Source organism: Caldicoprobacter guelmensis (assembly GCF_016908415.1).
Lineage (GTDB): Bacteria > Bacillota > Clostridia > Caldicoprobacterales > Caldicoprobacteraceae > Caldicoprobacter > Caldicoprobacter guelmensis.
Genome location: NZ_JAFBDW010000003.1, coordinates 47483 through 61546, shown reverse-complemented (window position 1 = coordinate 61546; position 14064 = coordinate 47483). Strand labels below are relative to the sequence as shown.

General features: G+C 39.0%; 6 protein-coding genes and 1 pseudogene. All 7 read left to right on the top strand.

Features of this window, described 5'->3' with window-relative positions; translation table 11 throughout:
• Positions 1-11 precede the first annotated feature (11 nt).
• Positions 12-2081, top strand: a complete 2070-nt coding sequence (locus JOD02_RS04745; RefSeq protein ID WP_243426355.1) for a YIP1 family protein — start codon at positions 12-14, stop codon at positions 2079-2081.
• Between the two features lie 14 nt (positions 2082-2095).
• Entirely contained in the window at positions 2096-4639 is a 2544-nt protein-coding gene (locus tag JOD02_RS04740; RefSeq protein ID WP_204487444.1) for a DUF5696 domain-containing protein, read from the top strand.
• A complete protein-coding gene (locus JOD02_RS04735; protein ID WP_204487442.1) occupies positions 4636-5577 on the top strand; it encodes a carbohydrate ABC transporter permease in 942 nt (313 codons plus the stop codon). Before JOD02_RS04740 ends, JOD02_RS04735 begins: the two co-directional genes overlap by 4 nt.
• Before the next feature lie 35 nt (positions 5578-5612).
• Positions 5613-6569 (top strand): carbohydrate ABC transporter permease, encoded by a 957-nt coding sequence (locus tag JOD02_RS04730; RefSeq protein ID WP_204487440.1) that lies wholly within the window; start codon positions 5613-5615, stop codon positions 6567-6569.
• A gap of 31 nt (positions 6570-6600) precedes the next feature.
• Positions 6601-8578, top strand: a pseudogene (locus JOD02_RS04725) (glycoside hydrolase family 31 protein).
• Between the two features lie 49 nt (positions 8579-8627).
• Positions 8628-9947, top strand: coding sequence for an endo-1,4-beta-xylanase (locus JOD02_RS04720; RefSeq protein WP_243426354.1), 1320 nt, complete (start codon positions 8628-8630; stop codon positions 9945-9947).
• A 50-nt stretch (positions 9948-9997) separates the two neighbouring features.
• A complete protein-coding gene (locus tag JOD02_RS11460; protein WP_243426353.1) occupies positions 9998-14056 on the top strand; it encodes a family 43 glycosylhydrolase in 4059 nt (1352 codons plus the stop codon).
• Positions 14057-14064: the final 8 nt, after the last annotated feature.

The window sequence follows — 14064 nt, the reverse complement described above, 5'->3', positions numbered from 1 at the left end:
AGCATTGTGAGATGATTAGAAGCAAAAAGTTATTTTTCATTATTTCGCTAGTTTTGTTTATTAATCTTTTAATTGGATATAGCAATGCATATGCTGATTATGCTCCTCCTTCCTATAATTATTCTTACTGGAGAGACAGTGCAGCAGCGCCTGCTGCATATGAGGCAACACGAATTATAAATGGTGAACTGCTGGGTGTTGGTTCTTTAAAAGAGCCAACTGATATTTATGTCTTAAATAATGAAAGGATATATATCTTGGATTCGGGGAACAACCGCATTATCGTTACCGATGCAAATTTCAAATTAATAAAAGTAATTGATTCCTTCGATAATAACGGGCAAATTGATCGTTTCTCAAACCCGCAAGGTATTTTCGTTACAGACGACTATCATCTGTATGTTGCGGATACGGGTAACAAGAGAGTTGTTCATTTAGATGAGAACCTTAGACCGGTGGCTATTATTGATTCACCGGAATCAGAGTTATTAGCAGAAAATTTTGAATTTAAACCTGCTAAAATTGTTGTGGACAAAGCGGGCAGAATTTATGTCATGGCTATTGGAGTATTTGATGGTTTTATGGAATTCAGTCCAGATGGGGTTTTTACCACTTTTATTGGTGCTAATAGAGTAAAAGTAGATCCAATTGAATATTTATGGAAGCTTTTGTCGACAAGGGAACAACGCAGTAGAATGGTACAGTTTGTGCCGACCGAATTTACAAATTTGGACATTGATGAGGATGGATTTATATATGCAGTTAGCGCTGATAATACTGATGAAGATGTGAAGAGATTAAATGCTCAAGGGATAGACATTTTACGTAGGGATGGATATGTACCTCCACGGGGGGATATTCGTTATACTCGGGAAGAAGGGCCATCAAGGTTAATCGATATTGATGTTACTGATAGCGAAATTTATTCTATTCTTGATGCGAAAAGAGGGCGTATATTTACCTACAATGGTGATGGTTACTTGCTTTACATCTTTGGTGGACTAGGGAATAGCTTAGGGGAATTTGATACTCCTGTAGCAATAGAGCGTGTGGGAGATAACTTCTTAGTGCTTGACAAAGCATTGGGAGAGATAACGATATTTGAGCCTACAGAATATGGTAGGGTCGTGAATGAAGCTATTAGGAGTTACTATCAAGGAGATGAGGAAAGAGCTGCCGAAATGTTTACCAGAGCGGTTAATCTGAACGCTAATTTTGAGTATGCTTATGGGGGAATAGGTAAGGCTTTTTTGAGGAAAGGCGATTATGAAAAAGCCGTAGAGTATTTTAAGGAAAGTATGGATCGGAAGAATTATTCAAAAGCCTACATTCTCTATCGTCGAGAGACATTAAGAGGATATTTCCCTTTATTGATGACGGTATTATGTATTCTGATATTGTGTACTCCTTTAATAAAAAAGTATATATGGCGCAACATCAGGGGAATTCCATTGTTTGAAAAAGAAGAGTTAAGATATCCTTTGCGGTTAATAGTTCACCCATATGACGAGTATTGGGAATTGAAATACAGAAGGGATAAGAGGGTCAATCTCATTATATCGTTCGTGATTTTGGCGCTGCTATCTCTTACCAGAATTTTGCAGGCGCAGTATAATGGGTTTTTGGTAAATTACAATAATCCCAGGGAGTTTAACAGCATTTTAGAGGTTGTATATGTAGTAGTACCGGTGTTGTTCTGGTGTATAGCCAATTGGTCCTTGACAACATTGATGGATGGCGAAGGAAAGTTTTCAGAAATATTCATATCAACTTGTTTTGCATTGATTCCGCTAATTTTGATAGGTATTCCCTGGGTCTTGTTAAGTAACTATATATCGGCAGATGAAGTTACTTTTTATAACTTTTCGCAAAGTGTTGCGGCGCTGTGGTGTTTGTATTTGTTGTTTGTTGGCAATATGACAGTGCACCAGTTTACGCCATCTAAGACAGTGGGGACTATGATTTTGACTGTTGGGACGATAGGTTTTTTGGCTTTCCTGTGCCTGTTGTTCTTTAATCTGATACAGCAACTTTTATCATTTGCAGTTACCGTATTTAGAGAGATTCTGCTACGTTTCTGAAGGAGGACGATAAGATGAAGTTATTAAAACGCTTATTTCTTTGTATGCTATGTTTATCGATGTTTGTTGCAGGTTGTTCGACTAGTACAACGAAAATTGACGATTTACAGGGTATACAATTGGAAGGGGAACAAACTTTAACGGCCGCTTTTACCAATCCTCTCCTTCAAGATATGAAGGGAATAGCAGAAAATAGTTATTTACAGTTGTATATAAATGACCAAACCGCGGAGATTGCGGTACTTGATAAAAGGAGTGGACAGATTTGGCGCAGTAACCCGACAGATAGAGATGGGGATCCTATTGCTAGTGGGGAGAAAAAGGATTTATTGTCTGCTCAGGTAACTCTGGAGTTTTGTAATGAGTTTGGACAATATAACTATGCTAATTCTTATACCGATAGCATAGCCTATAAGCAGGTAGCTTATAAGTTGATACCTGACGGAGTAAGGGTAACTTATAAGTTTGGTAAGATAGAAAAGACTATAGAAGATTTGCCCAAAATGATAAGCAAGCAAAGGTTTGAAGAGAAGATATTAAGTAAAATTGAGGATAATACTTTGCTGCGTACATTGAAGATTGCGTATAGAGAAGATAAAGAAAAAGGGGTGTATGTGAGAAACGATGGCCTATCTGGTATACAACTTAAGCGTACGCTTCAAGCTTTTGAAATTGCAGGTTATACCGAAGAAGATCTGGCCTATGACCTTGCAGAGCATAATTTGACTCAGACAAAACCAGTTCCTCGATTGTTTTATGTTATACTGGAATACAAGTTGGAAGGAGACAGCCTCGTTGTCAGAGTCCCAGTAGATGGAATACGATACCTGAAAGAATATCCCGTTCATGAAATAAGCATTCTGAATTTCTTTGGAGCTGGCGGGCCAAGTGAGGAAGGTGCGCTTTTTGTGCCGGATGGGTCAGGGGCATTGATATATTTTAATAACGGTAAATCAAAATATACTCCCTACAGGCAGGAAATCTACGGAACAGATTTGACGGTAGATAATACGGAATTTTTAATTAGAGCTGAAAAAGCGAGGATGCCAGTTTTTGGAGTAATTAAGAAAAACAGTGCATTATTGGGGATTATTGAAGAAGGGGCTGCTGTTGCTATAGTCAATGCCGATGTGAGTGGAAGGGAGAATAGTTATAACTATGTTTATCCAAGTTTTTATGTAATAAATAAAGATGATGTTACTTTGCAGGGGGAGGGACAAAAGCGCTCATTTCCTCGTTACCAGGAAGAACCAATGAAAACAGATTTTGTTGTACGTTATGTTTTCTTGAACGGGAAAGAGGCTTGTTATGAGGGTATGGCTAAATACTATCAGCAATACTTAATAAAGAATAACATGCTTAGGGAAAATAAGGATAGGGAAACTTCAAATAGTGATATTCCTTTTTACCTGCAGTTAATTGGAAGTATACCTACCCGGAAACATTTTGTAGGGGTACCTTATAGGGCGTTGGAACCTTTAACGACGTTTGAACAGGCAAAGATAATTCTATCTGAATTGGAACAATTGGGTGTGAGCAATATTAAGCTAAAATACAGTGGTTGGTTTAACGAAGGCGAGTATCATAAAGTTCCAAAATCTATATCGGTTGATGGAGTTATAGGGGGTCGAAAGGGATTAAACGATTTTTTAGAGTATATTAAAGAAAAAAATGTCTCTTTTTATCCTGATGTTGCTCTATTGAGAGTTTATAATACTTCAGGTTTTAATGAAACTAGGGAAGCAGCCAGAAGGTTGACAGCGTTACCTGCAGCTGTATATCCAATTGATTTGGCATCAAATCGTCGTGACAGGGACCGTTATCCTTCATATGTATTATCTCCACGATATGTAAAAGAGTACGTTGAAAAGATGTTATCTGGTATAGTAAGACTAAACTTTAATGCGATATCTTTAAGAGACCTTGCTGATGAGTTAAACAGCGATTATCGCAAAAATAATCAAATTGACAGGACGGAATCTGAGAAGATTTCTATTCAAGCTTTGGATAAAATTTATCAAAGTGGATTGAATATTATGGTTAAAGGTGGCAACGCATATGCCTGGCCATATGTGACGGATATCACAGATGTATCTCTGGGGAATAGCAAGTATAAAATAGAAGACGAGGCGATTCCTTTTTACCAGATGGTCATCCGTGGGTTCATTGAATACACAGGAACACCATATAATTTATCTACTTATACCAATCATCGTCAGTATGTATTGAAATGCCTGGAGTATGGTTCTAATGTATATTTTGTGTGGAGTTATGAACCCAGCCATAAGGTAAAAGATACAGACTTTGACTATTTATATTCTATTTATTATAGAGAATGGATCGGCTTAGCAACTCAGGTTTATCGACAGGTAAATGAAGTATTGAAACGAGTAAATAATCAGGAAATAATTTCTCACCAAAAAATAAAAGATGGGGTTTTTAAAACGGTATATGAAAATGGTGTATATGTAATTGTAAATTACAATCGTGCGCCTGTATTTGTTGAAGGTGTACGAATTGAAGCAGAAGACTTTTATGTGGGTGGTGATAGTAAATGAAGACTAATTTAAATGTAAGAGGCAATGTAACTCCTGTGAATATAAAGAGGAAATATAGGCCATATGAGCGACAAAAAGCGTTGTGGGGATTTATTTACATTTTGCCGTGGCTCATAGGTTTTATCTCGTTTTTTGTGATACCATTGGTTAATTCTTTCCGTTACAGTTTAAGTAAAGTAGAGGTGAAAGAGGGAGGAGGGTTAAGCATTATATTTGTAGGGCTTAATAATTATATTGAAGCTTTTACAGTGCATACGAGTTTTAACCGCACGTTGGTAGAGTCAATTACTAATATGGCGGTGAACGTACCCTTGATTGTAGTATTCAGCTTATTTGTTGCTGTAATTCTTAACCAGAAATTTAAGGGTAGGACATTTGCAAGAGCTGTATTTTTCCTCCCTGTCATTTTAGCTTCGGGGATTATTGCCAATCTTGAGAGTTCGAGTTTGATTGAAGCAATACAAGCCGAAAGAGCCGGATCCAGGTTTCTTAATATATTGACCAGTTTTGAATTGGAGCGGATGATGCTGGGAATGGGGGTTGATGAGACAATTGTTGGGTATTTAACAGGTGCAGTGGATCGAATATATGAAATAATCAGTCAATCGGGTGTGCAGATTTTAATTTTTCTAGCTGGGATTCAGTCGATACCACCGCAAATGTATGAGGTAGCAATAATAGAAGGGTCTACTGGGTATGAGGCGTTTTGGAAGATTACTTTCCCTATGGTTAGTCCGCTTATCCTCGTCAATGTGATTTATACAATTATTGATCATTTTTCAAGTAATGCGATGACGGATTTAATTCGTGAGACCGCTTTGAAATCTTTCAATTTTGGATTGGGGTCAGCGATGGCTTGGGTCTATTTTGTAGCTATAAGTATTATTTTGATTGTTTGTTCTTATCTAATTTCTAAGAGAGTCTTTTATCAAGAATAAAGAAAAAAGATTTGTTTCAAGGGGAGGTAAATACATTGATAAGGGAAAGAATATTATTTTTGTTAAAATACGGGAGAAAATGGTTATGGCCTTTTGCGCGTTTAGTGTTATTAATAGGATTGTCGTTTGTCATTTTGTATCCAATCTTTAAAAAAATATCCTTTGCAATAAGGGCTAAATCGGACCTATATTCACCAATTGTCGTTTGGATTCCGCAGAATTTTAGCCTAGAAAATTTTAGATACGCAATTGAAATGATGGACTACTGGAAGACTTTATTAAATACTACTACACTTTGTTTGTTGACAACAATTTTAACCCTTATTTCTTGTGGATTGGCTGGGTACGGGTTTGCTAGGTTGAGATTTAAAGGAAGCAACTTGCTTTTTGCTGGTGTAATATTTACTATTCTTGTTCCACCTACAACTATTTTTATTCCTGTTTATTTAAACTTAAAGGATTTTACATTAATGGGATTAATTCCATTAATTACGGGGAAACCAGTAAACTTGATGGATAGCTATTGGCCATTTGTTCTTACTTCCATGACTGCTAATTCTTTTAAAGGAGGGCTGTTTATTTTCATATTCCGACAGTTTTTTAGAGGGATTCCACGGGAATTGGAAGAAGCTGCTTATGTAGATGGGGCTAGTGTGACAAAAACATTCACCAGCATTATGCTGCCAAATGCAATCCCTGCCATTATAACAGTTGGCCTTTTCTCATTTGTGTGGCAGTGGAATGATAGTTTTTATACTACAATGTATTTACCGTCAGCTAAAGTTATAGCTACCCAGTTGGCATCGTTGCCTTATAATTTATCTATCAAATTAACCTCGATGTTAGGTGGAAGCGCCAAGGCAGATCCATTCTATTTAAGCATGGTGCAGGATACGGGCATTTTGCTTGCAATGCTGCCCTTGATTATACTGTATATATTTACTCAGCGTTACTTTGTAGAAAGCATTGAAAGGACAGGTATTGTTGGTTAATAATCGAGCATATAGGAGGGGGAATAAATATATGCCTGCAATTTTGAGAGTAGAAGGAAATAGACTTATCAGGAGATATGATAGCGAAATACTATGGATAGAGCCATGGGGAGAGAACAGTCTGCGTGTCCGTGCAACCCATGAGGGTAAAATGCCTGAGCGTGATTGGGCACTATTACCTGTTGAGAATGCAAAGGCGGAAATTAATATTTCCAATCATTCTGCCACAATTAGAAATGGCAAAATAAAGGCAGAAATTACAGCGAGCGGAGATATTACTTTTTATAACCAAAAAAACGAAGTTATATTGAGAGAATATACTTCAAGATGTTCGTGGGGACTTAGAAAAAAAGGAAGAGAGTTTCAACCTATACTAGGGGGGGATTATAAACTATACGTACGTTTTGAAGCGGTAGATAATGAAAAAATATATGGAATGGGACAATACCAGCACCCATATTTAAATTTAAAAGGCTGTACCCTAGAGTTAGCACACAGAAATTCCCAGTCAAGTGTACCATTTGCTGTTTCTAGTCTTGGCTATGGTTTTTTGTGGCATAATCCTGCTATTGGTAATGTTGTGTTTGGGAAAAACATGACAGAATGGTATGCACAGTCTACGAAAATTATGGATTATTGGATTACTGCAGGGGACGAACCGGCTGAAATTGTTGAGCAATACGCAAAAGTTACAGGGACGGTGCCAATGATGCCTGATTATGCTATGGGTTTTTGGCAGAGCAAGCTACGTTACCGTACTCAAGAAGAATTGTTGAATGTAGCAAGGGAATATAAACGCCGCGGTTTACCTATTGATGTTATAGTGGTGGATTTTTTCCACTGGCCTCATCAGGGCGATTGGAAATTTGATGAGGAATACTGGCCTGATGTAGAGGCAATGGTTGCAGAACTTAAAGAAATGGGTATAGAGTTAATGGTTTCAATTTGGCCGACAGTTGAGAGAGAAAGTGAGAATTACGAGGAAATGTTTTCAAAAGGAATGTTGATAAGGACAAACCGCGGTATTAGGACAACTATGCGGTTTGTCAATGATACACTTTTTTATGATGCTACCAATCCTGAAGCACGGAGCTTCGTATGGAATAAAGTGAAAAGGAACTATTTTGACAAGGGAATAAAGATGTTCTGGTTGGATGAAGCGGAACCGGAATTTCATGCCTATGAATTTGATAACTACCGTTATCAATTGGGAAGCTGTCTTGAAATAGGAAACATCTATCCTGTTTTATATGCGAAAACATTTTTTGACGGATTAAAAAGTGAGGGTATAGATAATGTAATCAACCTCATTCGCTGTGCGTGGGCAGGTTCTCAGCGATATGGTGCACTGGTGTGGTCAGGTGATGTAGCTTCTTCATTTGAATCTTTTAGAAATCAGATAGCATGTGGGTTGAATATGGGATTGGCAGGGATTCCGTGGTGGACAAGTGATATCGGTGGGTTTGGAGGTGGTAATCCAAATGACCCTAGGTTTAGGGAATTGATAATCAGATGGTTTCAGTTTGGCGCATTTTGTCCTGTGTTTCGTCTGCATGGAGATAGACAGCCTTCTCTTCCTCCAACTGGTACAAAAGGCGGGGGAAAAGTAGGTTCAGGTTCTGATAATGAAGTGTGGAGTTATGGCGAGGAAGCATATGAGATATTTAAAAAGTATATGATGCTGCGTGAAAAGCTAAAGCCTTATATTAAAAAACAGATGCTATTGGCCCATGAAAAAGGTACACCAGTAATGCGACCTCTTTTTTATGATTTTCCTAGGGATAGCAAATCGTGGGAAATTGAAGATCAATTTATGTTTGGGCCTGATATCCTGGTCGCACCTGTGCTTTATGAAGGCATGAGACAAAGAGAAGTGTACCTACCAGAAGGTGTAGAATGGAAGGAATGGGAAACCGGGAGGGTATTTGAGGGGGGGTAAAACTGTAGTGTGTGATGCACCTCTTTCGGTTATTCCAATCTTTGTTAGGAAAGGAGTGGAAATATATTAGTAGACAGAAGGATGTAACGGAGTTTATTAATAAAAGGAGTGAGATAAAAATGAATAGGACGTTAAAGAAAAAATGGATTTTAACTGTGATCATAGGAGGTGTTTTTCTAATGGTGGCTTTGTTATTAACATTTGTAAACGAATATGGAATTTTTAACAGTGATGAAAATGTAATGATTGACAATGCACATGAAGAAAATGGTAAAGAAGAGCAGGAGCCTCAAGAATCTAATGAACTGGGAGGGGAGGTTAATACTCCTGCAAACAATTTGACTGATAATGCTAATGCGACTGATTTATCGCAAAATAAAGAGGAACCATCTATTGAAGAAGATATTCCCTCTCTAGCAGAAACTTTTAAAGATTATTTCCCAATTGGGGCAGCCATTGAACCGAGTTATACTACTGGATTAATTGCTGAGCTGTATAAAAAACATGTGAATATGTTGGTGGCAGAAAATGCAATGAAGCCGGCTTCAATTCAACCAACAGAAGGTAATTTCCGGTGGGGACCTGCTGATAGAATCGTGCAATTTGCAAAGGAGAACGGTATGGAACTTCGCTTCCATACTCTCGTTTGGCATAATCAGACACCGGATTGGTTTTTTAAAGATAAGGAAAGGAAACCAATGGTTGAGGAGACAGACCCAAAAAAGCGTGAGGAAAATAAGAAGCTCCTCTTAAAACGACTTGAAGACCATATTCGTGCTGTTGTCTCACGTTACAAAGATGATATTAAGTCATGGGATGTAGTAAATGAAGTAATCGATCCAAGTGGTCCCAACGGGATGAGAAACAGTCCTTGGTATCAGATTACAGGAACTGAGTATATTGAGACAGCGTTTCGTGTAGCGCGTGAGGTGGGAGGGCCTGATATTAAGCTCTATATCAATGATTATAGTACTGATGACCCCGTAAAGCGCGATATCCTGTATAAATTAGTGAAGGATCTACTTGCAAAAGGTGTTCCAATAGATGGGGTAGGGCATCAGACACATATTGATATTTACGGGCCGCCTATTGAACGAATTATTGAGTCCATGAAAAAATTTGCTGAGTTGGGATTGGATAATATTATTACCGAATTAGACATGAGCATTTATTCATGGAACAACCGGAGTGACTACGGTGAAAATATACCGGATTATATACTGGATTTGCAGGCCAAACGATATCAAGAATTGTTTGAGGCATTAAAGGAAAATAAAGATATTGTAAGTGCAGTGGTATTCTGGGGTATTTCGGATAAATACTCTTGGTTAAATGGCTTCCCTGTAAAACGAACCAATGCTCCTTTACTGTTTGATAGAAATTTCCGCGCAAAACCGGCATTTTGGGCAATTGTTGATCCTTCGAAATTGGCACAGTAATCAATTGATTGGTGGGGGTGTAAAACCATAAAACTGAGGGGAGAGAAACAATGAATATATTTTCTTGGAGGCACTTCTTAATTGTAATAGGTGTGGTTGTTATTGTGAGCGTTGCTGTATTGACCGGTGTTTTGGTAAATAAATTACAGTCTGGAGCAACTGTGGGAAATGTTGAGGAGGAAGGGACTATGGTAGGAGAAAAAGATTATGGGACGGCAACCAATCCTGTAATTTGGGCAGATTTCCCTGATCCCGATGTGATTCGTGTCGGTAACCAATATTATATGGTAAGCACAACAATGCATATGATGCCAGGAACACCTATTATGAGGTCTACTGATCTGGTCAACTGGGAAATCATTGGGTACACCTATGACCGTTTAGAAGAAAATGATGCTCATAATATGCGAAACGGCATGAATATATATGGGAAAGGTGCATGGGCACCGTGTATAAGATACCATAAGGGGATGTTTTATGTTTTATTTGCAGCGCTGGATACAGGGAAAACTTATCTTTTCAGAGCAAAGGACCCGACTGGCCCCTGGGAGAGGACAGAATTTCACGAATATTTACATGACCCTTCATTGTTGTTTGATGATGATGGAAAGGCATATATAATATATGGACGAACTAACATTATGATCAAAGAACTTACTCCTGATTACAAGGCAATCAATCCATCAGGATTGAATAAGGTTATTATCGCTTCAAATAAAGAAGGAATGGAAGGGTCACATGCTTATAAAATCAATGGAAAATATTACATTACTACCATATGGTGGGAAAGTGGAAATATAAGGAGACAATATGTTTATCGTGCCGACCGAATTGACGGGCCATATGAAGGACGGCTTGTATTGAGCGATACCATGGGATATAAGAGAAATGGTGTTGCACAGGGTGGATTGGTGGATACTCCAGATGGCAAGTGGTATGCTATGCTCTTCCAGGATCACGATGCGGTGGGACGCGTTCCGGTGCTTGTACCAGTTCGGTGGGAAGATGATTGGCCAGTTTACGGTGATGAAGAAGGGAAAGTACCGCTTAAATTTAAAAAACCGGGTGATAGTTCCTTCGTTTCACGCTTGATTGTAAGCGATGAGTTCTATCAAGAAGATATTGTTGAAGTGAAGACCGCATCTTCGAATGTAAATGAATCTTCCGAGGCAATAGGCGTAGAACTCGTGGTGAATGGTAGTTTTGATGAAGGAACTTCCGGTTGGGCAGGTAAAGATGGCGCAAAGTTGGAAGTCATAGCGGAAGAGGGTAATCGTGTTGCCCATATTTCTAATCGACGGATGACAGGTGCCGGGATTGAGCAAAATTTTGGGTGGCGAATTGTTCCAGGTAAAAGGTATAAAGCTTCTTTCCGCATTAAATATACTGAGGGGCCAGAATCAAAAGAATTCATTCTTACTGCACGTAAAGTAAAGGACGGGCGGACAACATATCAAAATTTAGTGAGGGGGATGGTGAAGAAAAATCAGTGGACGGAAATAACTGGTTCTTTCATTATTGAGGATACCCCAGACAAGTTATATTTATTTATTGAAACTCCGTGGCTGGAAAAACCAGACCCCTTAAATGACCTTATGGATTTTTATGTCGATGATGTATCCATTAAGGAAAATCCGGTAACACAAGCTGAACTAAACGAGGCATTGCCAAACGGCTCTGTGCTTGGTCTGACCTGGCAATGGAATCATAATCCGGACAATACCAAGTGGTCTCTTACAGAGAGAAAAGGTTATTTGCGCTTAAGGACTTGCAATGTTGTTGAGAATATTTTACAGGCTAGAAATACTTTGACCCAACGGACGCAGGGGCCCTACTGTTCGGGTTGGATTCTAATGGATACAAGTTATATGCTTGACGGCGATTATGCAGGATTGGCTGCTTTTCAACAGGAATATGGCTTTATTGGAGTGACTAAACAGGGCGATGCCTCTTATATAGTAATGGTGGATAAAGGCGTTGAGAAGGCAAGGACTAAACTCATTCAGCCTCAAGTGTATTTGAAAATAGACTTTGATTTCACAGTTGACAAAGCAACATTCTTTTACAGCTATAACGGTACCAACTGGACTGAGTTTGGTACTAAATTGACAATGCGCTATACAATTCCGCACTTTATGGGATATCGCTTTGCAATATTTAACTATGCTACCAAGCAGACAGGCGGTTATGTTGATGTGGACTTCTTTAGGTTTGCTGACAAATTGACAGGGAATACTACTTCTTCAGTTTTGAAGGCTTATTTGAAAGAAGACGCGATAGAACTGAGCAATGACCTGGAAAAAATATATGATTTTCGCATTCTTGTCAATGAGGTCCCAGGCAATGGAAGTATATATGGCATTCGCGCATCTTTGAGCATCCCAAGCGAATTGGAAGTAGTAGGCATTGATGTCAATCAAAACAATTTGAAGGCATCAAAAGTGGAGATTGACGAAAAAGATGGGAAATATGAATTAAAGATATATAACTCCGATGGATCGCCCATAACTTTTCTTAATTACGGTTTAAATAAAGAACTGATAGTGGTAAAATTGAGACCAAGACAAAAAATGGCAAAATCATTTAGCAAGGAGGTTTTGATTGAAGCTATGGAATTTCAAGGTTCAGATGGTCAAACCGTTAATTACGATGTCAGCAGTGCGGTATTGAGGGTGAACTTCTCCGCACCAACAAGTGCTGTTGGCAAGCTTCCGCTGAATGGGAATCCCTTGATCTCACATAAGTTTGGGGCAGACCCGTGGGCATTGGTGTATGGAGATCGTGTTTATGTATATATGACGAATGATATACTGGAATACGATGAAAAAGGGAATGTAAAAGATAACACATATGGAAAGATTAATAAGATATCTGTGATTTCTTCCGATGACCTGATGAACTGGACGGACCATGGAGAAATTCATGTGGCGGGCCCTCAAGGGGCGGCGAAATGGGCTAGCCAATCGTGGGCACCTGCAGTTGCCCATAAAGTAATTGATGGCAAAGACAAATTTTTCTTGTATTTTTCCAACAATGCGAGCGGTATAGGTGTTCTTACGAGCGATAGTCCTATCGGTCCGTGGGAGGATCCGCTTGGCAAGCCGTTGATATCACGCTCAACGCCTGGTGTTCAAGGTGTTGTATGGCTGTTTGACCCTGCTGTATTGATAGACGATGACGGTAAGGCTTACATCTATTTTGGAGGTGGAGTTCCTAAGGGACAAGAGGATATGCCCAACACTGCTCGCGTAATGCAGTTGGGTGATGATATGATCAGCGTTGTAGGTGAAGCGATTACAATCCCTGCCCCGTTTATGTTTGAAGCCTCCGGTATTAACAAATATAACGGTGTTTATTATTATACCTATTGTACCAATTTCTACAGCGGACCTCGTCCACAAGAAAGTCCGCCGGCTGGTGTAATTGCCTATATGACGAGTAATAGCCCAATGGGGCCATGGGAGTATAAAGGAGTAGTACTCAAGAATCCAGGGCACTTTTTTGGAGTAGGGGGTAATAACCATCACTCGCTTTTTGAGTTCAAAGGTAATTGGTACATTGTTTACCATGCACAGACCTTAGCTAAAGCAATGGGGATTCCAAAAGGTTACCGTTCTCCTCATTTAAATCAAGTTTTCTTTAACGATGACGGTACTATTCAGGAAGTTATTGCTGATTACAAAGGAGTACCGCAGCTTAACCCCCTTAATCCATATGCTCGGGTGGAAGCAGAGACATTTGCATGGAGCGCAGGGATTTTGACAAAACCAATTGCAGATGGTGACCCTTGGCAAAGAGCTTTAACCGATATTGATAACGGCGATTGGATCGCACTGTCCAAGGTTGATTTCGGTAAAAAAGGTGCTTCCGAATTCACTGCAGTGGTTTCGAAGGTGAGTGCAGACAGTATTATTGAACTTCGCTTGGATAGTGTAGACGGTAAATTGATTGGAACGCTTACTATTCCTTCAAATGGTGGGCAAGCAGAATGGAAGAAATTGACGACTAAAGTTTCAGGTGCTCAAGGAGTACACGATTTATATTTGGTATTTAAAGGGAAACCAGAGGTAAAATTATTTGATTTTGATTACTGGTACTTCAGCGAATAATAAGCTTT